Origin of the sequence: Pseudomonas sp. TH32, from assembly GCF_016650855.1 — a bacterium.
Taxonomy (GTDB): domain Bacteria; phylum Pseudomonadota; class Gammaproteobacteria; order Pseudomonadales; family Pseudomonadaceae; genus Aquipseudomonas.
The window spans coordinates 3,206,689-3,231,677 of the sequence record NZ_JAEKFA010000002.1; the positions used below are offsets into that span (position 1 = coordinate 3,206,689).

Here is a 24,989-nt window from a genome sequence, read left to right on the forward strand (position 1 = left end):
TCAATCGTGGGTTGACGGCTGTTGAGTCAAACCGGAAATCGCGGCGACGACCTTTGTCACACTCTCGGCGACCGCGATTTCCCCGTTTAATCGAATGGCCGGTGTCGTCAGTTGCTTGAGCCACCGCTCATGCCTGGGCCGGCTGCGCCCGGCCCGGTTGCCCGCCTCATAGCTCTCGGCCCATATGAGAAACTTCTGATGGTTCTCGTGCATATCCCCGCCCGGCAAGATCCGCGTGCCGAACCGTTGCAACTCCCGCGACTTCAAGCGCTCTATTCGCAGTGCCGTTGGCGTATCGACGAACACCACCAGGTCCGCCTCTTGAATCACCTCGGCGCCCCAGCCGTCCATTGATCCGGACAGCACCCAAGGGCCGCCTGCCAGCGCTTGAGTCAACAGCGCGACCCGTTCTTCAGGGGGCGTGATTTCTCAAAGGGAGGATCCGTTGGGTACCAGTAGTAATCATCGACATCCACATGCGGCAGGTTAAGCCTGTCAGCCAAGGCGCCGCCCAACGTGCTCACGCCTGCGCCCGAAGCCCCGCTGATATAAATCCGTTTGCTCACTGTTTGGCCTCCTGGACTACGTATCTGAATACTACGTAAAAAAAAGACCCCGGCCTCTTCAGGCCGGGGTCTTTTCATTCAGGCGGTAACGAGATCAGAACTTCTTGATCTCAGCCTTGGTTTCCAACTGCTTGCGATAGGCGGCGAAGTCTTGCTGGCCGACACGGGACGCGAGGAAGCGGCGGTACTGAGCCTTCTCGTCATCGGTCGGTGCAGCCGCTTCGTTGACCGCGTTCAAGCGCACGATCATCAGGCTACCGTCTGGCAGGGTCACGCTGGTGAAGGTCGGCTTGTCCTTGGCCGCAGGCTTTGGCATGCGGAACAGGGCTTGCAGCACCGCTGGCTCGACACCTTCCTGGCCACGGGTGGCCGCTTCGGTGACTTTCCAGGCCTGGCCATCAACCGGCTGGTTCAGCGGTGTCTTGCCATCACGCAGGCTGGCAATCAGCTCGTCCGCGTGAGTCTTCGCCGCAGCGCTTGCGCGCTCCTTGGTCAACTGGGCGCGGATGGCAGTGGCAACGCTTTCCAGCGGCAGCTGGGTTGGCTTCAAGTGCTCTTTGGCACGCAGCACCACGATGGTTTCCGGATCCAGCTCGATGGCGGTGCTGTTGGCACCTTCATCCAGTACCTCAGGGCTGAATGCAGCGGTGACCACGGCACGGTTTGCGGCGATACCTTCGCCACCTTCACGGCCAAACGGCGCAGAGGTGTGCACGGTCAGCTTCAGGTCCGACGCCGGCTGGGCCAGGTCGGAAGCTTCGAATGCAGCGTCTTCCAGCTGTTTGGTCGCATCGACGAAACGCTGTTCAACCTGTTGGGTCTTGAGCTCGCGGGTCAGCTTGTCTTTCAGGCTGGCGAACGATGGCACTTCCGGTGCTTCAACGCCCAACAGCTTGATCAGGTGCCAGCCGAAGCTAGAACGCACCGGTGCCGAGACCTGGTCCTTGTTCAACGCATACAGCGCTGTTTCGAAGGCTGGGTCGTAGACGCCAGGACTCGCGAAACCGAGGTCACCGCCGTTGTTCGCCGAACCCGGATCCTGGGAGAACTCTTTCGCCAGGGCTTCAAACTTCTCGCCCTTGGCCAGGCGTGCCTGGATCTCTTCGATCTTGGCCTTGGCCTGCTCGTCCGTTGTCTTGTCGTTGACTTCAATCAGGATGTGCGCCGCACGACGCTGTTCAGCGAGGTTGGCGGTTTCTTTCTGATAGAGGGCTTGCAGCTCATCGTCCTTGACCGCGACCTGGTCGAAGAAGGAAGCCTTCTTCAACTCGAGGTAGTCGATGACCACCTGGTCCGGAGTCATGAACTCTTTGGCGTGCTGGTCGTAGTAAGCCTTGACCTCGTCGTCGGTGAGTTTCACCGCCGCAGGGTTGGCCTTGACGCTGACGGTGGCGAAATCGCGGGTCTGTTTTTCCAGACGGGCGAACGCCAGTACTTCGGCATCGGTGACAAAACCGCTGCCGGCAATGCCTGCACGAACCTGGCCGATCAGCATTTCCTGGCTCAGCATCTGACGGAATTGCATACGGCTGTAGCCCAGCTGACGGATCACCTGGTCGAAACGCTCGGCGTTGAACTGGCCATCCACCTGGAATTCCGGTGTCTGCAGGATCACTTGATCCAGCGCAGCTTCGGAGAAAGCGAATTTCGAATCGGCCGCGCCTTGCAGCAGCAGCTTACGATCGATCAGGCCTTTGAGGGCGGCGTCGCGCAGCAGCTTTTCGTCCAGCAAGGAAGCATCGAAGTCCTTGCCCAGCTGTTGCATCAGCTGACGACGTTGCATGTCGACGGCCTGGCCCAGTTCGCTTTGGGTGATTTCTTCACCGTTGACCTTGGCCACGTCCTGCTTGTTGTTGGTCGAAGCCTGAAAAATAGCCTCGATACCGGTGAACGCCATCAATGCGACGATGATCCCGATAATGGTCTTGGCAATCCAGCCTTGTGAATTGTCCCTGATATTCTGCAGCATGCGTCCCCCAGAAACGGTTGAACTTCAAAATTAGGCAACCGTGGAGCGTGGGTAGAGTCCGGATAGAAGAAAGGCGCATCCGAGGATGCGCCTTCTCGTAACTGGCGGAGCGGACGGGGGTTTGAACCCACACCCCCGGCGTGGCGACCCGATGGATACTTGGGTCAGCTGCCGCTCCGCTGCCAGGCCAGACCTGCGTCCGACCCGGATGGGTAAGGCTTGAACGAAGCTTAGTTAACCGCTTCTTTCAGGGCTTTACCGGCTTTGAAACCTGGTTTTTTGGCAGCGGCGATTTGCAGAGCCTTGCCAGTCTGTGGGTTACGGCCAGTGCGAGCTGGACGATCGGTCACAGAGAAAGTACCGAAACCAACCAGTACCACAGAGTCGCCGGCCTTGAGAGCGCCAGTGACGGATTCGATTACTGCGTCCAGCGCACGGCCAGCAGCGGCTTTCGGGATATCAGCAGATGCAGCGATAGCATCAATCAGTTCCGACTTGTTCACTCTAAGTCCCCTTATATCTATTGAGTATGATTCTAAGTTTTTTGGTGAAAGCAAAAATCAGTGCTGAATGGCCTACAGACACTTAAGAGCCGCTTTATAACAAGGGCTCTAAAAAGCTGTCAAGGAAGCCCCCAGGCTTAAACGTATTAATGCGTGCTAATTCTTTCCTTAGAGTCAGTCTCGCGTTTTTCGTCCTTCGCGACTATCTCCGGAGCCACATCTGGCAAGGGCTCCGGCGCGTATTGCAGCGCAATTTGCAGGACCTCGTCAATCCATTTAACCGGTTTAATCTGCAGATCCTGCTTGATATTGTCAGGAATCTCCTTCAAGTCGCGAACATTCTCTTCAGGAATGATCACGGTCTTGATACCACCCCGGTGTGCAGCCAGCAATTTCTCTTTGAGGCCACCAATGGCCAGTACCTGGCCACGCAGGGTAATTTCCCCGGTCATGGCCACATCGGCGCGCACCGGAATGCCGGTCAGGGCTGATACCAGTGCCGTGCACATGCCTACGCCAGCGCTAGGGCCGTCTTTCGGGGTCGCCCCTTCCGGCATGTGGATGTGAGTGTCGTGCTTCTCGTGGAAGTCCAGGGGGATCCCCAGGCTCTTGGCGCGGCTGCGCACCACGGTCTGCGCGGCAGTGATGGATTCGACCATCACGTCACCCAGGGAACCGGTCTTGATCAATTGCCCCTTGCCCGGAATAACCGCGGCCTCAATGGTCAGCAATTCGCCGCCCACCTGGGTCCACGCCAGGCCTGTGACCTGACCCACCTGGTCCTGCTGCTCAGCCAGGCCGTAACGGAATTTACGCACGCCCAGGAAGTGTTCCAGCAGGTCGGCAGTGACCTTCACCGAGAAGCGTTTTTCCAGCGCATGTTCCTTCACCGCCTTGCGGCAGATCTTCGCCAGTTGACGCTCAAGGCCCCGTACACCGGCCTCGCGGGTGTAGAAACGAATGATGTCGCGGATCGCGTCGGCATCAAATTCGATCTCGCCTTTTTTCAGGCCATTGGCCGCAATCTGCTTGGGCGAGAGGTATTTGACGGCGATGTTGATCTTCTCGTCCTCGGTGTAACCCGGCAGACGAATCACCTCCATCCGGTCCAGCAGGGCTGGCGGAATATTCATCGAGTTGGAGGTGCACAGGAACATTACATCGGACAGGTCGTAGTCGACTTCCAGGTAATGGTCGTTGAAATTGTGGTTCTGCTCGGGGTCGAGCACTTCCAGCAACGCAGAGGCCGGATCGCCACGCATGTCGCTGCCCATTTTGTCGATTTCATCGAGCAGGAACAGCGGGTTGCGCACACCCACCTTTGTCATCTTTTGAATCAATCTTCCTGGCATCGAACCGATGTAAGTCCGGCGATGACCACGAATTTCCGCTTCATCACGCACACCACCCAAGGCCATGCGCACGAATTTACGGTTGGTTGCGTGGGCAATCGACTCCGCCAGGGAGGTTTTACCTACACCAGGAGGACCGACCAGGCACAAAACCGGACCGCGAATCTTCTTCACGCGCTTTTGCACGGCGAGGTATTCGAGGATACGTTCTTTAACTTCTTCGAGCCCGTAGTGATCGGCATCCAGAATGTCTTCGGCACGGGCCAGGTCCAGACGCACTTTGGTCTGGGCCTTCCACGGCACCTGCACCAGCCAGTCGATATAGGAACGAACCACAGTGGCTTCGGCCGACATCGGTGACATTTGCTTGAGCTTGTTCAGCTCGGCAGTGGCTTTGGTCATGGCGTCTTTCGGCAGGCCGGCGGCATCGATGCGCTTTTTCAGCTCTTCGATTTCGTTATGGCCTTCCTCGCTGTCACCCAGCTCTTTCTGAATGGCCTTCATCTGCTCATTCAGGTAGTACTCGCGCTGGCTGCGCTCCATTTGCTTTTTGACACGGCCACGGATGCGCTTCTCAACCTGCAGCAGGTCGATTTCGGCATCCAGCAGCGCCAGGACGTGTTCGACCCGGGCAGACAAATCGATGATTTCGAGAATGTCCTGCTTCTGCTCGATCTTCAGCGCCATGTGCGCGGCCATGGTATCGACCAGGCGGCTTGGCTCATCAATGCTGTTGAGGGAAGAGAGGACTTCTGCAGGGACTTTCTTGCCCAGTTGCACGTATTGCTCGAACTGGGACAGCAGGCTGCGAACAAACACTTCAGATTCGCGCTCAGGGGCGTCGACTTCGTCGATCAGCGCCACTTCGGCACGCAGATGGCCGTCCACTTCCATGAAGCGTTCGACCGCACCGCGCTGCTCACCTTCCACCAGCACCTTGACGGTGCCATCAGGCAGCTTGAGCAGTTGCAGGACAGTTGCAACGGTACCAACGCGATACAGGGCATCTTCGCCTGGATCATCGTCAGCAGGATTTCTCTGGGCCAGCAGCAGGATCTGCTTGTCGCCCGTCATCGCGGCCTCGAGGGCTTCGATAGACTTCTCGCGCCCCACGAACAGCGGGATAACCATGTGCGGATAGACGACGACATCACGCAACGGCAGGAGAGGCAATTCGATGGTTGTCTTCATGATTTCGCCTCTATGACAGATGAAAGTAAGCTTGAAACCAAGATGGGGGCTGCCTGCAAAAAAAACAAGCGTAATGGCATCAGTTAAACGCAGTAAAAACAAAGGGGCCCCTGAAGGCCCCTTTATTTTGTACAGCTCGGCGGTGCAACGCTTACGCGTCTGGCGCAGCCTTGGCAGCCGGCTCACTGTTTTCGTAGATATACAGTGGCTTGGACTTGCCTTCTATAACGCTTTCGTCGATCACCACTTTACTCACCTCGGACTGCGAGGGGATTTCGTACATGGTGTCGAGCAGTACGCCTTCGAGGATCGAGCGCAAACCACGGGCGCCGGTCTTGCGCTCCAGCGCCCGCTTGGCCACCGATTTGAGCGCGTCAGCACGGAACTCGAGGTCCACACCTTCCATCTCGAACAACTTGGCGTATTGCTTGGTCAGGGCGTTTTTCGGCTCGGTGAGGATCTGCATCAACGCAGCCTCATCCAGCTCGTCCAACGTCGCCAGGACCGGCAGACGGCCAACGAATTCCGGGATCAGACCGAACTTGACCAAATCGTCAGGCTCGACTTCACGCAGCGATTCACCGACCTTCTTGCCTTCTTCCTTGCTGCGTACTTCTGCACTGAAGCCAATGCCGCCACGGGTGGAACGGTTTTGAATAACCTTTTCCAGACCGGAGAACGCACCGCCACAGATGAACAGGATGTTGCGCGTATCAACCTGAAGGAATTCCTGCTGTGGATGCTTGCGGCCGCCTTGTGGCGGTACGGAAGCAACAGTACCTTCGATCAGTTTCAACAGCGCTTGCTGCACGCCTTCACCGGAAACGTCCCGGGTGATCGACGGGTTGTCGGATTTGCGCGAAATCTTGTCGATTTCATCGATGTAGACAATGCCCATCTGGGCCTTTTCCACGTCGTAATCGCATTTCTGCAGCAGCTTCTGAATGATGTTCTCGACGTCTTCACCTACGTAACCGGCCTCGGTAAGCGTGGTTGCGTCGGCGATGGTGAAGGGAACGTTCAGCAGGCGAGCCAGGGTTTCTGCAAGCAGGGTTTTACCCGAACCTGTAGGACCGATCAGCAAGATGTTACTTTTGCCGAGCTCGACATCGTCACTTTTCTTGTCACGCTGGTTCAGACGCTTGTAGTGGTTGTACACCGCTACGGCCAGAACCTTCTTTGCACGCTCTTGACCAATCACATACTGATCAAGGATGCCGCTGATTTCTTTAGGCGAAGGCAATTTATGCGCGCTGCTTTCGGCCTGGGCTTCCTGCACCTCCTCACGGATGATGTCATTGCACAGGTCGACGCACTCGTCGCAGATAAACACCGAGGGGCCGGCAATCAACTTGCGTACTTCATGCTGGCTTTTGCCACAGAAGGAGCAATAGAGCAGCTTGCCGTTGTCCTCGCCGTTGCGGGTGTCAGTCATTCGTTCGATCCAAATCCGATAGGCTTGCAACACAAGATGAAGGCTATTGAGGGCTTTTTCAAGCCCACTGGTGGTCGGACCTGCCGACCAGCCCTATTTTGAGCTGCTTATATTAAGCGGGGCGCTTTTCGATCACTGCGTCGATCAACCCGTATTCACGTGCGGCTTCGGCGCTCATGAAATTGTCACGGTTGGTGTCGCGCTCGATCTCTTCCAGGGTGTGCCCGCTATGTTTGGCCATCAGCGTGTTGAGACGCTCACGAATGAAGAGGATTTCCTTGGCATGGATTTCGATGTCCGATGCCTGGCCCTGGAAACCGCCCAGTGGCTGGTGAATCATCACGCGTGAGTTCGGCAGGCAGTAACGCTTGCCCTCAGCACCAGCGGTCAGCAGGAAAGCACCCATGCTGCACGCCTGACCGATACAGGTGGTCGATACGTTCGGCTTGATGAACTGCATGGTGTCGTAGATCGACATGCCAGCCGTTACCGAGCCGCCCGGGGAGTTGATGTAGAGATGGATGTCCTTGTCCGGGTTTTCCGCTTCAAGGAACAGCAGCTGCGCACAGATCAGGTTGGCCATGTAGTCCTCTACCGGACCAACCAGAAAGATCACTCGCTCCTTGAGCAGGCGCGAGTAGATGTCATAGGCGCGTTCGCCACGAGCAGATTGCTCGACAACCATCGGGACCAGGCCGCCAGCGGCCTGGATATCAGAGTTCTGCTGAATATACGAATTACGGAACATGCTCTGCAGTTACTCCCAAATAGTCATGTCTTGAATACGCATAAGCCAGCGCGAGGCTGGCTTATGGGTGTATTTTCAAACGAGTTGAGCGATCAGTCGGCTTGTGCTGCTTCAGCCGGCTTGACTGCTTCTTCGTAAGAGACCGCTTTATCGGTCACCTTAGCCTTCTGCAGAACAGTATCCACAACTTGCTCTTCCAGCACAACCGAACGCACTTCGTTCAGCTGCTGGTCGTTCTTGTAGTACCAGGACACAACAGCCTCAGGCTCCTGATAGGCCGAAGCCATTTCCTGGATCATTTCGCGAACGCGGGTTTCGTCAGGCTTGAGGTCGAATTGCTTGACCACTTCAGCCACGATCAGACCCAGCACAACGCGGCGCTTGGCTTGTTCTTCGAACAGCTCGGCCGGCAGTTGGTCAGGCTTGATGTTGCCACCGAACTGCTGAACAGCCTGCACGCGCAGACGATCAACTTCGTTGGACAGCAGGGCCTTAGGCACTTCGATCGGGTTGGCAGCCAGCAGACCGTCCATCACCTGGTTCTTGACCTTGGATTTGATGGCCTGACGCAGTTCACGCTCCATGTTCTTGCGAACTTCGGTGCGGAAACCTTCGATACCGGTTTCCTTGATGCCGAACTGGTTGAAGAATTCTTCGTTCAGTTCTGGCAGCTTAGGCTCGGAAACGGTGTTGACGGTCACGGTGAACTCGGCGGTTTTGCCAGCCAGGTCCAGGTTCTGATAGTCAGCCGGGAAAGTCAGGTTCAGAACGCGCTCTTCGCCGGCTTTGGCGCCAACCAGGCCGTCTTCAAAACCAGGGATCATGCGGTTGGAACCCAGCACCAGCTGAGTGCCCTTGGCGGAGCCGCCAGCGAAGGCTTCGCCGTCTACCTTGCCAACGAAATCGATGTTCAGCTGGTCTTCGTTCTGGGCAGCACGATCGGCCACTTCAAAACGGGTGTTCTGCTTGCGCAGGATTTCCAGCATGTTGTCCAGGTCCGAATCAGCCACTTCAGCGCTCAGGCGCTCGATAGCGATGGATTCGAAACCGGCAACGGTGAACTCCGGGAACACTTCGAAGGTTGCGATGTATTCCAGGTCCTTGCCTTTTTCCAGCACTTTCGGCTCAACCGAAGGAGCGCCGGCCGGGTTCAGCTTCTGCTCAACCACAGCTTCGTAGAAGGAAGACTGGATGACGTCGCCTACTGCTTCCTGGCGCGCATCAGCTTCATAACGCTGACGAATCACGCTCATTGGCACTTTGCCCGGACGGAAGCCGGCAATCTTGGCCTTTTGGGCAGTCTGCTGCAGACGCTTGTTGACCTGAGTCTCGATGCGCTCAGCCGGCACGGTGATGCTCATGCGGCGCTCAAGAGCAGAAGTATTTTCAACAGAAACTTGCATGGATATTCCTCGTTGCACAGACGTTAGCCGGCCGTTTCCGACCCCAGAATCAAGGGCATGCATTCTAGTGGGTCAAACTCAAGAAGTCACCCTACTGAAAACGGGTAAAAAAGCAGCAGGCAATTTATAGGTGCGAATGCACGAATGCACCTCGCCCCGGTAGCAAATACATCCCATCACGCCAGGGCTCTGCGCCAACCCTTCTATATATAGAAGCGGCTGCCGATCATCTCCCTGACAACCGACCCTGCGAGCAAGGCCGGCGGGCAGCGCGGCATCATCGAGCAACATAAATACGACGAAACGCCCTGCCCTTGCAGCCCAGCACCTGCGACCGCGTTGAAACTTCAAACCGCTGAAACAAAAAAGGCGCCAGACTATTAATCTGGCGCCTTTCGAAATATGGGGTGGACGAAGGGGATCGAACCCTCGACAACGGGAGTCACAATCCCGTGCTCTACCAACTGAGCTACGCCCACCATATTGCGTGACCAAAAAGCCTGTCAAAACGGCTATTTGTTGAGCCTCGCGATGACCAGCAGGCCTTCACGAAACTTATTTGGTGCGGATGAAGAGACTCGAACTCTTACGCCTCGCGGCGCTGGAACCTAAATCCAGTGTGTCTACCAATTCCACCACATCCGCATGAAGCTCTTAAAGCAAAGGCGCCAGACTGTTAATCTGGCGCCCTTTGAATATGGGGTGGACGAAGGGGATCGAACCCTCGACAACGGGAGTCACAATCCCGTGCTCTACCAACTGAGCTACGCCCACCATATTGCGCTACTTGTGCCAAAGCTGCCTAATGGCGCACCCGGCAGGACTCGAACCTGCGACCATCCGCTTAGAAGGCGGATGCTCTATCCAGCTGAGCTACGGGCGCCTTATTAATCTGTACTCTTGGAGGATTACAAACTAACCAGTGCTAGGCTGTGCCCGACAAGTGCGACGAATAGTATAGATGGACCCGAAACCCGTCAAATCCTTTTTATAAAAAATTCATTTTATTTAAGGGGTTAGGGGAATTTGCAGACCAAGCGCCTTTGCCCTCACGCCATGGCATGCGAGAATGCGCGCACTTTTCTTCCCCCTCTCGATGGTTAATCACGCGTAATGACTGCACAACTTATCGACGGCAAATCAATCGCCGCCAGCCTGCGCCAGCAGATCGCCAAACGAGTCGCCGAGCGCAGCCAACAAGGCCTGCGCACGCCGGGCCTCGCGGTGATCCTGGTCGGCAGCGATCCTGCCTCTCAGGTTTATGTCTCGCACAAGCGTAAAGACTGTGAAGAGGTCGGCTTTATTTCCAAAGCCTACGACTTGGCTGAAGACACCACCCAGCAAGCCCTCACCGACCTGATCGACAGCCTCAACGACGATCCGGCCATCGACGGCATCCTGCTGCAGCTGCCGTTGCCCGAGCACCTGGACGCGTCCAAATTACTCGAACGCATCCGCCCGGACAAAGACGTCGACGGTTTCCACCCTTATAACGTCGGCCGCCTGGCACAGCGCATCCCGCTGCTGCGCCCGTGCACCCCGAAGGGCATCATGACCCTGCTGGAAAGCACTGGCGTCGATCTGTACGGCCTGGATGCCGTAGTCGTGGGCGCATCCAACATCGTCGGGCGCCCGATGGCCATGGAACTGTTGCTGGCCGGCTGCACCGTGACGGTCACCCACCGCTTCACCAAGGACCTGGCCGGCCACGTCGGCCGCGCCGACCTGGTGGTGGTTGCCGCCGGCAAGCCGGGCCTGGTCAAGGGTGAATGGATCAAGGAAGGCGCCATCGTGATCGACGTGGGCATCAACCGCCAGGACGACGGCAAGCTGGTGGGCGACGTGGTGTACGAAACCGCCCTGCCCCGTGCCGGCTGGATCACCCCGGTACCGGGTGGCGTTGGCCCGATGACCCGCGCCTGCCTGCTGGAAAATACCCTGTACGCAGCCGAAACCCTGCACAGCTAATAACCAGCCGCTCTGAAAAAGCCCTGCCTTATCGCAGGGCTTTTTATTGGCCGGATAAAAAGTACTTTTTTCTTTGTTTTTAAGGGGTTTCATCTGTTTTCAGAAGAACATTCGACAGTTTCTGATCCATACTCCTAAAATGTAACGGCATTTATCAGAAAGTCCGTGCAGAACGGTATATCCCTACTTTTTTAGCGAGTTCATCCGCGTGAAAATTCATCTTTCCATTGTCAGCCTATTTTTTGCATTTACAGGCACCTTCGCGAGCGCAAGCGAAACCACGATCGCCCCCCGCGACATGTCCACCCTGCACATCGCCTCCGGCAGTGCAATGGTGGTGGACCTGCAGACCAACAAGGTCATCTATGCCAGCAACCCGGATGTCATCGTGCCGATCGCCTCAGTGAGCAAACTGATGACCGGCCTGATCGTGCTGGAAGCCAAGCAGAACATGGATGAATACATCGACATCAACATCAAGGACACGCCGGAGATGAAAGGCGTGTTCTCCCGGGTCAAGATCGGCAGCGAGATGCCGCGCAAAGAGATGCTGCTGATTGCCCTCATGTCCTCGGAAAACCGTGCCGCCGCCAGCCTGGCCCACCACTACCCGGGCGGTTACCCGGCGTTTATCGCGGCGATGAACGCCAAGGCCAAGGCGCTGGGCATGACCAGCACCCATTATGTTGAACCTACCGGCCTGTCGATCCACAACGTCTCCACCGCCCGCGACCTGAGCAAGCTGCTGGCCGCCGCACGCAAATACCCGATGCTCAGCCAGTTGAGTACCACCAAGGAAAAGACCGTCTCGTTCCGCAAACCCAACTACACCCTGGGCTTCTCCAACACCGACCACTTGATCAACCGCGCCAACTGGGACATCAAGTTGACCAAGACCGGCTTCACCAACCAGGCCGGCCACTGCCTGGTGCTGGTCACCAGCATGGGCAATCGCCCGGTGTCGCTGGTGATCCTCGACGCCTTCGGCAAATTCACCCACTTTGCCGATGCCAGCCGTATCCGCAGCTGGGTCGAGACTGGCAAGAGCGGCTCCGTGCCAGACGTGGCGTTGCGCTACAAGGCTGACAAGAACCTGAAGAACCGCCCACGGGCAAATGTCCAGGTGACCGAGTCCCGCTGACAGGTAAATAGCGGCATAAAAAACGGCGCCCTTGAGCGCCGTTTTTTATTTGGCCTGACTGGCCAGAGTCTTGACCGCCTGGGCCGCTGCCTGTTCCTGGCCCGCCTGGGCCGTGGCGCTGGCCGCCTGCTGCCAGCGCTGGGCGTCGACCTTGACCGGCAACTGGGTAGGCCGCTGAATCAGCACGGCCCACTTGCCGCCGTCTTTCCACGCCGACTCAAAGGCGCTGAAGTCCATGGGCATGCGACGCGCCAACCCCGACCGCAGCAGCACCATGCTCTTCTGCTTGTTGTAGCCCACCACCACGACATACCGCGGCCCCGCCCAGAAGGTCGAACCCTGGGTGATACGCGCCATCACCGGGTACCCGGCCGCGACCTGCGCCAGCATCGCCGGCAACTGGTCGTCCAGCGGGTACACCAGCATCCCGTATTCACGGGCCAGCACCTGCATGTTGCGCTCAAGGTCTGCCTCGGCGCCCGGCAAATGCAGCGGCTTATCCAGCAAGCCCGGTGTAATCACAATGCCTTGTTGAGACAGCATGCTGGCCAGAGCAGCCGGGCCACCGAGGTAAGTCTCACCGCGAAACGCCGGCACGCCCTTGAGCTCGACGCTCTCCGGCAGGCCCGGGATGCTCGTGGGCTTTGGGTGCGAGGAGCAGGCTGCCAGCCCCATGAAACAGGCTGCGACCCACCAGGAGGTTTTAATGTTCGAGGGAAACCGCAACTTCGTCACTCACTTGATCAACGGCCGACGTGGGCCCTGATCATAGGACGCTCTTGAGCGCGGGTATAGCCTTGTACCGCAGTAAAAGGCCCGCCATAGAGCAAACAAGTTGGACGCACACGACCATTGGTCAATAGCAGGCAACCTGCGGATAGCTAGACTGTCCATTGAGAAGACAGTGTGTGCCCTGTACCGGGCGAAAGGAGGCACTTATGAGCCTGACAACAACGATTCTGCTTTTGATCTGTGGCTGGCTGGCCGTCGCCGCCGCCATGCTCTGGGGCGTGATGCGCGTAACCCGTCGCCACCATCACCCTCAAGTAAAAACCGCAGCACCCGGCAAGCTGCACAAACCCGCCGGGCACCACGCCTGACGCCTTAGCCGGGCATGCAGCTGAAGTCTTCCGTCTGCGCCAATTCCTTGCCGTGGCTGTCCTTCAACTCGGCGCGTACCGTGGTACCGAGGCTGGATTCCACCAGGGTGTAATGCTCGCCGGCCTTGAAGTTGCCGTAGGTAACATGCCCGCGACAATCCTGCTGGTTGTCATCCCCCGCCTCTTCTTCAAACAAGGTGACATCCAGGCGATGGGCGCCGGGTTTCACTTCGAAGTAGCGGCCATCATCAATGTTTTTCCCGTCTACCCGCTCGGCCATCAGGTCGTTGGGCGCCTCTTCTTGCAGGCCGATCCAGGCTTCGCTCGGGTCCGCTTTCGGAATCGGGCCGGCGCACGCCGACAACAGCAGGACCGCACTCAAGGCCGGGATCAACAACAAGGGTTTAAGAGACATGGCAGAACTCCAAATGGATAAAGAGTGAACGGACAAAACGACTTCCGTTCGATCGGTATCCAGCTTGGTACTGTCACCATTATTGAACAAATGAATACATATGAAAGGATCTTCAGCCGTTAACTAAATCTTCCTTCACCTGGCTGAAAGGTGCGTGTTAGGTGGGTCCGTCAAGACTGCGAGCGTTTGCAATCCCACTCCTTTGGAGGTTACGGCATGCTCGGGCTGGTAAAGACCGCACTGCTCAAGCCCTACACGTTTATCGTGCTGGCAATTTTCATCTGCATCATTGGGCCCATGGCGGCCTTGCGTACCCCCACCGACGTATTTCCCGACATTGGCATCCCCGTAGTCGCGGTGGTCTGGCAGTACAACGGCCTGTCTCCGGACGCCATGGCCGGTCGCGTGATCTACACCTACGAACGCTCCCTGAGTACCACCGTCAACGACATCGAACACATTGAATCGCAGTCGTTACCCGGCATGGGCATCGTGAAGATTTTCTTCCAGCCCGGCGTGGATATCCGCACCGCCAATGCTCAGGTAACAGCGGTGTCACAAACCGTACTCAAGCAGATGCCACCGGGCATCACCCCACCGCTGATCCTCAACTACAGCGCCTCCACGGTGCCGATCCTGCAGATGGCATTCTCCAGCCCAAGCCTGTCGGAAGCGAAGATCCGCGACCTGGTGCAGAACAACATCCGCCTGCCGCTCAGTGCCCTCCCCGGCCTGGCCATGCCAACCCCGATGGGCGGCAAGCAACGCCAGATCACCCTCGACCTCGACCCGCAGGCGCTGGCCGCCAAAGGTCTGTCGGCGCAAGACGTGGGCAACGCCCTGGCCTTGCAGAACCAGATCATCCCCGTGGGTACCGCCAAACTCGGCCCCAACGAATACACGATTTTGCTCAACAACAGCCCCAAGGCGATTGATGAGCTCAACGACCTGCCGATCAAGACGGTCGACGGCGCAATCATCACCATCGGCCAGGTGGCTCACGTGCGTGACGGCTCGCCGCCGCAGACCAACATCGTGCGCGTCGACGGCCACCGTGCCGTGCTGATGCCAGCCCTGAAAAACGGCAGCATCTCCACCCTGTCGATCATCGACGGCATCCGCCAGATGCTGCCGCGCATCAATGAAACCCTGCCGCCTTCGCTGAAGACCTCACTGCTGGGCGATGCCTCGGTGTTCGTCAAACAGTCGGTGGGCAGCGTGGCCCAGGAAGGCATCATCGCGGCCCTGCTGACCAGTGCGATGATCCTGCTGTTCCTCGGCAGCTGGCGCTCGACCATCATCATCGCCGCCTCGATTCCCCTCGCGGTGCTGTCGGCCATCGCGCTGCTGGCGGCCACCGGGCAGACCCTCAACGTCATGACCCTCGGCGGGCTGGCGTTGGCGGTGGGGATCCTGGTGGATGACGCCACGGTGACCATCGAAAACATCAACTGGCACCTGGAACAAGGCAAGGCGGTGAAGGACGCGATCCTCGACGGCGCCAAGCAAATCGTCGGCCCGGCGTTCGTGTCCCTGCTGTGTATCTGCATCGTGTTTGTGCCGATGTTCATGCTGCAAGGCATCGCCGGCTACCTGTTCCGCCCGATGGCGCTGGCGGTGATTTTCGCCATGGCCAGTTCGTTCATCCTCTCACGGACACTGGTGCCGACCCTGGCGATGTTCCTGCTCAAGCCTCATGTGCCGGAGCAAGGCGAAGGTCATCACCCGGAAGATGCATTCATCAACCACCACGAGGGCGACCAGCACAAACCCCAACGCAACGCCGTGCTGCAATCGGTGCTGAATTTCCAGCAGGGTTTCGAGCGTCACTTCTCCAACCTGCGGGACGTTTACCACAGCCTGCTGACCCTCGCCCTGGGCGCACGCAAGCGGTTCATCGTGGGGTTCCTGGCGTGCATCCTCGCCTCGTTCCTGCTGTTGCCAAGCCTGGGCCAGGACTTCTTTCCGGCCACCGACGCCGGCGCCATGGCCCTGCACGTGCGCTTGCCGCTGGGTACGCGGATCGAAGAAAGCGCTGCGGCGTTTGACCGGATTGAAGCGCGGATTCGCGAGATCGTTCCGGCAGACGAGCTGGACACCATCGTCGACAACATCGGCATCCCGCTGAGCGGCATCGACATGGCCTACAGCAGCAGCGGCACCATCGGCCCACAGGACGGTGACATCCAGGTCACCCTGAAAAAGACCATGCACCGACTGCCGACTACGTGAAAAAACTGCGTGAAGCGCTGCCCGAAAGTTTCCCCGGCAGCCAGTTCGCATTCCTCCCGGCAGACATCAGCAGCCAGATCCTCAACTTCGGCTCGCCGGCGCCACTGGACGTGAAAATCTCCGGGCGCAGCGATGAGGAAAACCGCGCCTACGCCATCGAACTGGAACGTCGCCTGAAGCACATACCGGGCATTGCCGACCTGCGAATCCAGCAGTCCACCGGCTACCCGTCGCTGCAAGTCAACGTGGACCGGATGCGCGCCAACGGCCTGGGCATTACCGAGCGTGACGTGACCAACAGCATGGTTGCGTCCCTGGCCGGCAGTTCGCAAACGGCACCGACCTTCTGGCTCAACCCGGCCAACGGCGTGTCGTATTCGATCGTGGCTGCAACGCCGCAATACCGCCTCGACAGCCTGCCGTCCCTGGAAGCGCTGCCGGTGACCGGTGCCGATGGCCAGTCGCAGATCCTCGGCGGCGTGGCGACGATCTCCCGCGTGCAAAGCCCGGCGGTGGTGACCCACTACAACATCGAGCCGACCCTGGACCTGTACGCCAACGTGCAAGGCCGCGACCTTGGCGGCGTCGCCAGCGACGTGCAAAAGGTGCTGAATGACATGGCCCCGATGCGCCCCAAAGGCGCGACCATCAGCCTGCACGGGCAGATCGATGCGCTGCATGAAGCGTTCAACGGTTTGAGCTTTGGCCTGCTCGGTGCGGTGGTGTTGATCTACCTGCTGATCGTGGTCAACTTCCAGTCCTGGACCGACCCGTTCGTGATCATCACCGCGCTGCCGGCGGCCCTCGCGGGCATCGTGTGGATGCTGTTCCTCAGCGGCACCTCATTGTCGGTACCTGCACTCACGGGGGCCATCCTCTGTATGGGCGTGGCCACCGCCAACTCGATTTTGGTGGTGAGCTTCTGCCGAGAGCGCCTGGCCGAACATGGCGATGCCCTCAAGGCGGCACTGGAGGCTGGCTACACACGCTTCCGCCCGGTGTGCATGACCGCCCTGGCGATGATCATCGGCATGCTGCCGCTGGCCTTGTCCGAAGAACAAAACGCGCCGCTGGGACGTGCCGTGATCGGCGGCCTGATCCTCGCCACCACTGCCACTTTGCTGTTTGTACCCGTGGTCTTCAGTCTGGTCCACGGTCGTCACCCTATTCGCGCTGCTGCTGGAGAAACCCCACATGTCGTCTGATCACAAACCCTCGCGCAAGCGTCTGATGCTCATGGGTGTCGGCGGCCTGACACTGGCCGCCCTGTTGGTCGCCAACGGCCTGCACGCCCGTACGATGCATGAGAAATCCGTCACCGCCTGGACTGAAACCGCCGCTGTCCCGCAAGTGCTGGTATTCCAGCCCAAACAGAACGCGGCCGGCGACACCCTGCGCCTGCCCGCGCACCTCGAAGCCTGGAGCAAGGCACCGATTCATGCACGGGTCAGCGGTTACCTGAAAGACTGGAAAGTCGACATCGGCAGCCAGGTCAAGGCCGGGCAGATCCTCGCCGAAATCGACAGCCCAGACCTCGACCAGCAAGTGGCGCAAACCCACGCTCGCATGGTGCAGGAACAGGCCAACGCACGCCTGGCGGAAACCACCGCCACCCGCTGGAAAAACCTGCTGGACAGCCATTCGGTTTCGCGCCAGGAGGCCGATGAAAAAACCTCGAATGCCCTGGCCGCCAAGGCCAACGCCCAGGCTGCCGAAGCTGACTATGCACGGCTCTCGGCGCTGGAAGACTACAAGACCATCCGCGCACCGTTCGCCGGTGTGATCACCGCGCGCAACACCGATATCGGCCAACTGATCAAGGCCGACAGTGACACCGACCCGGAGCTGTTCGACATCGCCGACACCCACCAACTGCGCCTCTACGTACCGGTGCCGCAGAACTATGCGGCGGTGATTCATCCGGGGCTCGCCGCACAACTGACGGTACCCGAGCATCCCGGCGAACACTTCAGCGCGAAGCTGATGGGCGATTCCACCGCCATCGACCGTCGCTCCGGCACCTTGCTTGCGCAGTTCGTAGCCGACAACCCGGACGGCAAATTGCTGCCCGGCGACTACGCCGAAGCCACCCTGGCCATCCCGGCCGATACCCATGGCGTGAGCATCCCGGCCAGCGCATTGATCTTCCGCGCCGAAGGCACCCAGGTCGCGGTACTGGATGCGAAGAATCACGTGCACCTGCAAGACATCCACATCGGCCTCGACCTGGGCGAACGCCTGGTGATCGACCAGGGCCTGAAACCCGCCGACCGCGTGGTCGACAACCCGCCCGATGCGTTGCGCGAAGGCGACGCCGTGCAAATGGCCGACGCCGGAGGTGCCCATGCGCCCAAGGCTTAAACCCCTCGCGGCCCTGGTATTGGTAGCACTGCACGGTTGCTCGCTGGCGCCCACCTACAAGGCACCGACCCTGGACCTGCCGGCCAAGTACCGCGAACAGACCAGCGACGGCCCGTGGCACAGCGCGCAGCCGTCCGACCAACTGGCGCCGAAGTGGTGGCAGCTGTACCAGGACCAGCGCCTGAACGACCTGCAGGAACAACTGCTCAAGGCCAACCCGGACCTCGCAGCGGCGCTGGCGCATTTCGATGCGTCCCAGGCCTACGCCAGCCAACTGCATGCCGGGTTGTTCCCGCAAATCACCGCCAGCGCACAACCGTTGCGCCAGCGGCAATCAGACAGCCGGCCGCTGCGGGGTGATACCCAGCCTTCGGTGTACAACAGCAACACGGCCGGTTTTGCGCTGAGTTTTGATCTGGATCTGTGGGGCAAAATCCGCAACCAGGTGGCCGCGGGTGACGCACAGGCACAAGCCTCCGGGGACGATTTGGCGGTGGCACGCCTGAGCCTGCAGCATCAGTTGGCGACGCTGTACGTGCAGCTCAACGGGCTGGATGCCCAGAGCCGGATCCTTAGCAGCTCCCTGGACGATTTTGGCCAGGCGTTGCAACTGACCCGCAGCCGGTACGAAGGGCAGATCGCCTCGGAACTCGACCTGACCCGCGCACAGAACCAGCTGGCTGAAGCCGAGGCGCAGCTGGATGACGTGCGTGGCCAGCGCAATCTCACCGAGCATGCGATTGGGGAGTTGGTAGGCGTCTCCGCCAGCGAATTCCAACTGCCGCCGAGCACGCAACTGATCGCGTTGCCGGGAATACCACAACAGCTGCCAAGCCACCTGCTGCAACGTCGCCCCGATATTGCGGCGGCGGAACGACGAGTGTTTGCGGCCAACGCGAATATCGGCGTGGCGAAGGCCGCGTGGTACCCGGACTTCAGTTTGACCGGCTTGATTGGCGGGCAGACCCAGGGCGTGGGCAACTTGTTCTCGGCGGCCAATCGGTATTGGGCGCTGGGGCCGCTGGTCAACTTGCCGATCTTTGATGGCGGGCGGTTGAGTGCCAATGAACGCCAGGCCAAGGCGGAGTTTGAAGAGGCTTCGGCGCATTACCGTAGCCAGGTTTTGCGGGCAGTGCGTGAGGTGGAAGACAACCTTGGGCAATTGCGTGATTTGCAGCAGGAAGCGATGGATGAACAGGCCGCTGCGAATGCGGCCGAGCACACGCAGGCGCTGGCGATGAACAGTTATCAGGCGGGTGCGGTGAGTTACCTGGATGTGGTGACGGCGCAGACGGCGGCCTTGCAGGCGCAGAGGACGTTGCAGGCGGTGCAGACGCGGCAATTGCAAGCGAGTGTGGGTTTGGTGACGGCGCTGGGTGGCGGCTGGAAGCCTGACGCCTGATACCCATTTCACGAACACCCTAGCTCAAATGTGGGAGGGCTTGCTCCCGAAGGCGGTGGGTCAGTACCAGATGTGCTGGCTGATACACCGCCTTCGGGAGCAAGCCCCTCCCACATTTTATAGCAGTGACTGAACGTACTCAGGCAGCCAGTTTGCCGCCGGCAATCGCCACCGACGCCGCCACCATCGCCCTCAACAACACCGCACACCCCGCCGCCAAATCATCGGGCGCTGCGTTCTCGATTTCGTTATGGCTGATGCCGCCTTCGCACGGCACAAAGATCATCCCCGCCGGGCCCAGTTCTGCGACGAAAATCGCGTCATGCCCTGCCCCGCTCACAATGTCCATGTTCGACAGCCCCAGACCATTGGCCGCATCACGCACGGCATCCACGCAGCCTTTGTCGAAGTACAGCGGCGGGAAGTCGGCGGTGGGTGTCATCTCGAACGTCAGGCCGTGCTTGGCGCACGTGTCGTCGATCACCTTGCGCACCTGGTCAATCATCGAATCCAGGCGCGCCGGTTCCAGATGACGGAAGTCCAGGGTCATGCGCACTTCGCCGGGAATCACGTTGCGTGAACCCGGATAGGCTTGCAGGCAACCGACGGTGCCGCAGGCGTGAGGCTGATGGCCCAGCGCGGCCGCATTGACGGCGGCGACCACAGCAGCGGCACCTACCAACGCATCCTTACGCAGGTGCATCGGCGTCGGTCCTGCGTGGGCCTCGACGCCGCGCAGTTTCAGGTCGAACCATTTCTGGCCGAGGGCGCCCAGCACCACGCCAATGGTTTTCTTTTCATCCTCAAGAATCGGGCCTTGCTCGATATGCGCTTCGAAATACGCGCCCACCTTGTGCCCGCTCACCGGCCGGGAGCCGGCGTAGCCAATGGCATTCAGCGCGTCACCCACGGTTACACCGTCGGCGTCGGTCTTGGCGAGCGTGTCTGCCAGGGTAAATTTCTCGGCAAACACGCCGGAGCCCATCATGCAGGGCGGAAAGCGCGAGCCCTCTTCGTTGGTCCACACCACCACTTCCAGCGGCGCCTCGGTTTCCACCTTAAGGTCGTTGAGGGTGCGCAACACCTCAACGCCCGCCAGCACACCAAAACACCCATCAAACTTGCCACCGGTGGGCTGGGTGTCGATATGGCTGCCGGTCATCACCGGCGGCAATTTGGGATTGCGCCCCGGCCGGCGGGCGAAGATATTGCCCACGCCATCGATGGTCACGGTGCAGCCAGCCTCCTCGCACCACTTCACAAACAGGTCCCGGGCCTGGCGATCAAGGTCGGTAAGGGCCAGGCGGCAGACACCGCCTTTGGGCGTAGCGCCGAGCTTGGCGAGTTCCATCAGGGACAGCCACAAACGGTCGCGGTTGATGTGCTGATGGGTGGATTGCAGAACGTCTGCGGCAGCGTTCATGGGGATCTCCTCAGGCTACTTTTTTATATGAATCGACTCGGTCAACTGTGGGAGCTGGCTTGCCTGCGATGCGGGCGACTCGGTCTTTCAGTTACACCGGGTCGATGCCATCGCAGGCAAGCCAGCTCCCACATTGACCGTGTTCACAAAGGTGTTTTTACGGCGACTACGCGGGCGCCGCGCTTCATGCACAGGCCGTAATACAACAACCCGCCCAACACCGAACCGGTGAACCAGCCGTAGCTGTAGAACCAGCTGAATGCGTCGCTGCCCAGCGACAACAGCGTCAGCACCACCGGCACGCCGAAGGCCAGGAAGCCATGCCAGTTCCACGCCGGGTACACGTCATCGCGGTACAACCCCGCGAGGTCCAGTTGCTGTTTCTTGATGATGAAATAGTCCACCACCATGATCCCGGCTATCGGCCCCAGCAGGCTTGAGTAACCCAGCAACCAGTTGGAATACACGGTTTCCAGGCTCACGTCGGAGATGATCAGCCCGAGTTTTTTCAGCAGTTCATGGGCCATCAATGCGAGGCCTACCAGGCCCGTCAATACCACCGCCGTGGTGCGATTGATCAGCTTGGGCGCGATGTTCTGGAAGTCGTTGGTGGGCGAGACGATGTTCGCCGCGGTGTTGGTGGACAAGGTGGCGATGATGATCAGCGCCATCGCCACGGCCACCCACACCGGGCTCTGGATATGGCCGATCAGGGTCACCGGGTCGGAGACGCTGACGCCCACCAGTTTCACCGAGGCGGCGGTCATGATCACGCCGAGGGCGGCGAACAGGAACATGGTCAGCGGCAGGCCGAAAATCTGCCCGAGTATCTGGTCTTTCTGACTTTTGGCGTAGCGGCTGAAGTCGGGAATGTTCAACGATAAGGTGGCCCAGAAACCCACCATCGCGGTCAGGCCCGCCATGAAGTAGCCCGTGAGGCTCGCGCCTTCGGGACGCTTGGGCGGGATCGCCATCAGTTCGGTCAGCGAGACGTTGGGCAAGGCCCATACCAGCAGGCCGATGCCGACCGCTACCAGCAGCGGTGCCGACAAGGTTTCCAGCCATTTGATCGACTCGGCGCCGCGCAACACCACCCACAGGTTCAGCGTCCAGAAGATCATGAAGCCGATCACTTCACCGGTGCCGCCGAGGGATTTCCAGCCCTCGAAAATCGAGCCCAGGAACAGGTGAATCGCCAGTCCGCCAAACATCGTCTGGATGCCAAACCAGCCGCACGCCACCAGCGCGCGGATCAGGCACGGCACGTTGGAGCCCAGCACCCCGAAGGACGAGCGCAGCAATACCGGAAACGGAATGCCGTACTTGGTACCGGGAAAGGCGTTAAGGGTCAGCGGGATCAGCACCACGATATTGGCCAGCAAGATCGCCATCAGCGCCTCGCCCACCGACAACCCGAAGTACGCGGTGAGCACGCCGCCCAGGGTGTAGGTCGGCACGCAGACCGACATGCCGATCCACAGCGCGGTGATGTGCCACTTGTTCCAGGTGCGTTCGCGCACCTTGGTCGGTGCCATGTCGTGGTTGTAGCGAGGGCTGTCGAGGACGTCGGGGCCGGCGTCGAGTTCGTACAGCCCGTTGCGCTGAATGACTTGCGATCTGTTCTGTTGCATGGCCGCTCCACGGTTTTTTCGAATTATTTTTGCTCATCCCGTGACACGCACAGGATGGCCGGAGTACCTCGTTGACAACATGACATCCGGGACCCGGCCAACCGCCACCGCACTCAATAACCGTGCCGTAAACCGTTACCTCGCCCGCACCGCTTATATAACTCGCTGATGTTTATCAGCTTTATTGTCTCGACCGAAAAGCCCTTCGTTACTTTCAGCGTTACTCAGGCCAAATAACGCAGAAGTTGTCCGAACCCTCAGGACTCAATCTGGTGCAACACAATTATTTTTATTTACCGGCCCCGTCAAGAGGCATGTCTCAAGCGTCTGATTTGCAATAAGAAATGTTGCTCATATTGGGAACCTGTCAAGTGCGTCAAAATGGTGAGAGGTCGCTACATTTTGGTGATTTTGATTTTTTATCATTTAAATTCAATAAGTTAATACCGATATAAGCTTATGAAAAATATTCTTGCTCATTCGAAAAACTCGGGCTAGTTTCTATTCCTGTCACCGCTGACAGGAATTAACGCTCCAGCGGCGCGATGCATTACAACACTTAGAACTGGCACAAGCCGGTCAAGCCTGTGAGGAACTCGACATGTCGCTGTTGATCCGTGGCGCTACCGTTATTACCCATGATGAAAGTTACCGAGCCGATGTTTTATGCGCAGACGGTCTAATCCGCGCCATTGGCACTGATCTGGATATTCCCGCCGGCACCGAGATACTCGACGGCAGCGGTCAATACCTGATGCCCGGCGGCATCGATCCCCATACCCATATGCAATTGCCCTTCATGGGCACCGTGGCCAGTGAAGACTTTTTCAGTGGCACGGCCGCCGGGTTGGCGGGCGGCACCACGTCGATCATCGACTTTGTGATTCCCAACCCGCAGCAATCCCTGCTGGAAGCTTTCCATCAGTGGCGCGGCTGGGCCGAGAAGTCGGCGTCGGACTACGGTTTTCACGTGGCCATTACCTGGTGGAGCGAGCAGGTCCGCGAGGAAATGGCCGAGCTGGTCAGCCACCACGGCATCAACAGCTTCAAGCACTTCATGGCCTACAAGAACGCGATCATGGCCGCCGACGACACCCTGGTGGCGAGCTTCGAGCGCTGCCTGGAGCTGGGCGCGGTGCCGACGGTACATGCCGAAAACGGCGAGCTGGTGTACCACCTCCAACGCAAGCTGATGGCCCAGGGCATTACCGGGCCTGAAGCGCATCCCTTGTCGCGGCCTTCGCAAGTGGAAGGCGAAGCCGCCAGCCGGGCGATCCGGATTGCCGAAACCATCGGCACGCCGCTGTACCTGGTGCACGTGTCTACCCAGGAAGCGCTGGATGAAATCACCTACGCCCGCAGCAAGGGCCAGCCGGTGTACGGCGAAGTCTTGGCCGGGCATTTGTTGCTGGACGACAGCGTGTATCAACACCCCGACTGGCAGACCGCTGCCGGCTACGTTATGAGCCCGCCCTTCCGCCCGCGCGGGCATCAGGAGGCGCTGTGGCACGGCCTGCAATCGGGCAACCTGCACACCACCGCCACTGACCATTGCTGCTTCTGCGCCGAGCAAAAAGCCGCCGGGCGTGATGACTTCAGCAAGATTCCCAATGGCACCGCCGGTATCGAAGACCGCATGGCGCTGCTGTGGGACGAAGGCGTGAACACCGGGCGTTTGTCGATGCAGGAGTTTGTGGCACTGACGTCGACCAACACCGCAAAGATCTTCAACCTGTACCCGCGCAAAGGCGCGATTCGCGTGGGTGCCGATGCCGACCTGGTGCTGTGGGATCCGGCAGGCACCCGGACCATTTCGGCGAAGACTCACCATCAGAAAGTCGACTTCAACATCTTCGAAGGCAAGACCGTACGCGGCGTGCCAAGCCACACCATCAGCCAGGGCAAGCTGGTCTGGGCCGATGGGGATTTGCGCGCCGAGCGTGGTGCGGGGCGGTACATCGAACGGCCGGCGTATCCGGCGGTGTTTGAGCAGTTGAGCAAGCGGGCGGAGCGTTCCAGGCCGGTTGCTGTGAAACGCTGAAAGCGGCCTTCGGCCTATCGCGGGCAAGCCCGGCTCCCACATTTTTGAGCGGTGAATACTTCCAAATGTGGGAGCTGGCTTGCCTGCGATGAGGCCGGTACAGGCAAT

17 protein-coding genes, 4 tRNA genes and 1 pseudogene are annotated in these 24,989 nt (G+C 59.3%); 7 read left to right on the plus strand and 15 right to left on the minus strand.

What is annotated here, in order from left to right:
* The 11 genes from JFV30_RS18310 to JFV30_RS18360 all read right to left on the minus strand — a co-directional run bounded on the left by JFV30_RS18310 (position 1) and on the right by JFV30_RS18360 (position 10,050).
* Positions 1-396, minus strand: coding sequence for an adenylate kinase (locus JFV30_RS18310; RefSeq protein ID WP_342215124.1), 396 nt, complete (start codon positions 394-396; stop codon positions 1-3).
* A gap of 264 nt (positions 397-660) precedes the next feature.
* Positions 661-2,535 (minus strand): SurA N-terminal domain-containing protein, encoded by a 1,875-nt coding sequence (locus JFV30_RS18315; protein WP_201124835.1) that lies wholly within the window; start codon positions 2,533-2,535, stop codon positions 661-663.
* A gap of 230 nt (positions 2,536-2,765) precedes the next feature.
* Complete coding sequence (locus JFV30_RS18320; protein ID WP_003174819.1) at positions 2,766-3,038, minus strand: HU family DNA-binding protein; 273 nt, start codon at positions 3,036-3,038, stop codon at positions 2,766-2,768.
* A gap of 146 nt (positions 3,039-3,184) precedes the next feature.
* Positions 3,185-5,581 (minus strand): endopeptidase La, encoded by a 2,397-nt coding sequence (gene lon, locus JFV30_RS18325; protein ID WP_201124836.1) that lies wholly within the window; start codon positions 5,579-5,581, stop codon positions 3,185-3,187.
* Between the two features lie 151 nt (positions 5,582-5,732).
* Positions 5,733-7,016 (minus strand): ATP-dependent Clp protease ATP-binding subunit ClpX, encoded by a 1,284-nt coding sequence (gene clpX / locus JFV30_RS18330; protein ID WP_003207856.1) that lies wholly within the window; start codon positions 7,014-7,016, stop codon positions 5,733-5,735.
* Positions 7,017-7,128: 112 nt separating this feature from the next.
* Positions 7,129-7,764: an ATP-dependent Clp endopeptidase proteolytic subunit ClpP gene (gene clpP, locus JFV30_RS18335; RefSeq protein ID WP_003174822.1), complete on the minus strand. Its 636-nt coding sequence runs from the start codon at positions 7,762-7,764 to the stop codon at positions 7,129-7,131.
* A gap of 92 nt (positions 7,765-7,856) precedes the next feature.
* Positions 7,857-9,167: a trigger factor gene (gene tig / locus JFV30_RS18340; RefSeq protein ID WP_169389165.1), complete on the minus strand. Its 1,311-nt coding sequence runs from the start codon at positions 9,165-9,167 to the stop codon at positions 7,857-7,859.
* Positions 9,168-9,570: 403 nt separating this feature from the next.
* Positions 9,571-9,646 (minus strand) — tRNA-His (locus JFV30_RS18345).
* 81 nt (positions 9,647-9,727) lie between these two features.
* Positions 9,728-9,812, minus strand: a tRNA-Leu gene (locus JFV30_RS18350).
* 53 nt (positions 9,813-9,865) lie between these two features.
* A tRNA-His gene (locus JFV30_RS18355) sits at positions 9,866-9,941 on the minus strand.
* A gap of 32 nt (positions 9,942-9,973) precedes the next feature.
* Positions 9,974-10,050 (minus strand) — tRNA-Arg (locus JFV30_RS18360).
* A gap of 230 nt (positions 10,051-10,280) precedes the next feature.
* On the opposite strand from JFV30_RS18360, the gene folD reads away from it, so the two are divergent.
* Both folD and pbpG read left to right on the plus strand, forming a co-directional pair.
* Positions 10,281-11,135 (plus strand): bifunctional methylenetetrahydrofolate dehydrogenase/methenyltetrahydrofolate cyclohydrolase FolD, encoded by an 855-nt coding sequence (gene folD, locus JFV30_RS18365; RefSeq protein WP_010166832.1) that lies wholly within the window; start codon positions 10,281-10,283, stop codon positions 11,133-11,135.
* Positions 11,136-11,343: 208 nt separating this feature from the next.
* The gene (gene pbpG, locus JFV30_RS18370) at positions 11,344-12,276 is read left to right on the plus strand and encodes a D-alanyl-D-alanine endopeptidase (RefSeq protein WP_029615757.1); all 933 of its coding nucleotides are present in this window, start codon (positions 11,344-11,346) and stop codon (positions 12,274-12,276) included.
* A gap of 45 nt (positions 12,277-12,321) precedes the next feature.
* On the opposite strand, the gene JFV30_RS18375 is transcribed toward pbpG, so the two are convergent.
* Positions 12,322-12,951, minus strand: a complete 630-nt coding sequence (locus JFV30_RS18375; protein ID WP_201124837.1) for a peptidase C39 family protein — start codon at positions 12,949-12,951, stop codon at positions 12,322-12,324.
* A 263-nt stretch (positions 12,952-13,214) separates the two neighbouring features.
* Here JFV30_RS18375 and JFV30_RS18380 point away from each other — a divergent pair, with 263 nt between their 5' ends.
* The gene (locus JFV30_RS18380) at positions 13,215-13,376 is read left to right on the plus strand and encodes a hypothetical protein (RefSeq protein ID WP_201124838.1); all 162 of its coding nucleotides are present in this window, start codon (positions 13,215-13,217) and stop codon (positions 13,374-13,376) included.
* Positions 13,377-13,380: 4 nt separating this feature from the next.
* Here the strand turns inward: JFV30_RS18380 and JFV30_RS18385 are convergent, their stop codons facing one another.
* Positions 13,381-13,791 carry a PA0061/PA0062 family lipoprotein gene (locus JFV30_RS18385; RefSeq protein WP_010166823.1) on the minus strand — a complete coding sequence of 137 codons (411 nt, stop codon included), beginning with the start codon at positions 13,789-13,791 and terminating at the stop codon, positions 13,381-13,383.
* A 216-nt stretch (positions 13,792-14,007) separates the two neighbouring features.
* Here JFV30_RS18385 and JFV30_RS18390 point away from each other — a divergent pair.
* The 3 genes and pseudogenes from JFV30_RS18390 to JFV30_RS18400 all read left to right on the plus strand — a co-directional run bounded on the left by JFV30_RS18390 (position 14,008) and on the right by JFV30_RS18400 (position 19,786).
* Positions 14,008-17,228, plus strand: a pseudogene (locus JFV30_RS18390) (efflux RND transporter permease subunit).
* Positions 17,218-18,384: an efflux RND transporter periplasmic adaptor subunit gene (locus JFV30_RS18395; RefSeq protein WP_201124839.1), complete on the plus strand. Its 1,167-nt coding sequence runs from the start codon at positions 17,218-17,220 to the stop codon at positions 18,382-18,384. The pseudogene JFV30_RS18390 and the gene JFV30_RS18395 overlap by 11 nt, the downstream one beginning before the upstream one ends.
* A complete protein-coding gene (locus JFV30_RS18400) occupies positions 18,368-19,786 on the plus strand; it encodes an efflux transporter outer membrane subunit (protein ID WP_201124840.1) in 1,419 nt (472 codons plus the stop codon). The genes JFV30_RS18395 and JFV30_RS18400 overlap by 17 nt, the downstream gene beginning before the upstream one ends.
* A 139-nt stretch (positions 19,787-19,925) precedes the next feature.
* Here JFV30_RS18400 and JFV30_RS18405 read toward each other — a convergent pair whose 3' ends face one another.
* Complete coding sequence (locus tag JFV30_RS18405) at positions 19,926-21,209, minus strand: Zn-dependent hydrolase (RefSeq protein ID WP_201124841.1); 1,284 nt, start codon at positions 21,207-21,209, stop codon at positions 19,926-19,928.
* Between the two features lie 143 nt (positions 21,210-21,352).
* On the minus strand, positions 21,353-22,840 hold the full coding sequence (locus JFV30_RS18410) for an NCS1 family nucleobase:cation symporter-1 (protein WP_201124842.1): 1,488 nt from the start codon (positions 22,838-22,840) through the stop codon (positions 21,353-21,355).
* A 601-nt stretch (positions 22,841-23,441) separates the two neighbouring features.
* On the opposite strand from JFV30_RS18410, the gene hydA reads away from it, so the two are divergent.
* A complete protein-coding gene (gene hydA / locus JFV30_RS18415) occupies positions 23,442-24,881 on the plus strand; it encodes a dihydropyrimidinase (RefSeq protein ID WP_010166811.1) in 1,440 nt (479 codons plus the stop codon).
* The last annotated feature ends 108 nt before the right edge of the window (positions 24,882-24,989 follow it).

Excerpts from the sequence above, each read along its gene's own strand:
- JFV30_RS18395 (WP_201124839.1), top strand. The coding sequence starts at position 17,218 with ATGTCGTCTGATCACAAACCCTCGCGCAAGCGTCTGATGCTCATGGGT.
- JFV30_RS18385 (WP_010166823.1), bottom strand. The coding sequence starts at position 13,791 with ATGTCTCTTAAACCCTTGTTGTTGATCCCGGCCTTGAGTGCGGTCCTG.
- JFV30_RS18405 (WP_201124841.1), bottom strand. The coding sequence starts at position 21,209 with ATGAACGCTGCCGCAGACGTTCTGCAATCCACCCATCAGCACATCAAC.
- JFV30_RS18410 (WP_201124842.1), bottom strand. The coding sequence starts at position 22,840 with ATGCAACAGAACAGATCGCAAGTCATTCAGCGCAACGGGCTGTACGAA.
- lon (WP_201124836.1), bottom strand. The coding sequence starts at position 5,581 with ATGAAGACAACCATCGAATTGCCTCTCCTGCCGTTGCGTGATGTCGTC.
- tig (WP_169389165.1), bottom strand. The coding sequence starts at position 9,167 with ATGCAAGTTTCTGTTGAAAATACTTCTGCTCTTGAGCGCCGCATGAGC.
- JFV30_RS18380 (WP_201124838.1), top strand. The coding sequence starts at position 13,215 with ATGAGCCTGACAACAACGATTCTGCTTTTGATCTGTGGCTGGCTGGCC.
- JFV30_RS18315 (WP_201124835.1), bottom strand. The coding sequence starts at position 2,535 with ATGCTGCAGAATATCAGGGACAATTCACAAGGCTGGATTGCCAAGACC.
- folD (WP_010166832.1), top strand. The coding sequence starts at position 10,281 with ATGACTGCACAACTTATCGACGGCAAATCAATCGCCGCCAGCCTGCGC.
- hydA (WP_010166811.1), top strand. The coding sequence starts at position 23,442 with ATGTCGCTGTTGATCCGTGGCGCTACCGTTATTACCCATGATGAAAGT.
- clpP (WP_003174822.1), bottom strand. The coding sequence starts at position 7,764 with ATGTTCCGTAATTCGTATATTCAGCAGAACTCTGATATCCAGGCCGCT.
- clpX (WP_003207856.1), bottom strand. The coding sequence starts at position 7,016 with ATGACTGACACCCGCAACGGCGAGGACAACGGCAAGCTGCTCTATTGC.
- JFV30_RS18400 (WP_201124840.1), top strand. The coding sequence starts at position 18,368 with ATGCGCCCAAGGCTTAAACCCCTCGCGGCCCTGGTATTGGTAGCACTG.
- JFV30_RS18375 (WP_201124837.1), bottom strand. The coding sequence starts at position 12,951 with ATGGGGCTGGCAGCCTGCTCCTCGCACCCAAAGCCCACGAGCATCCCG.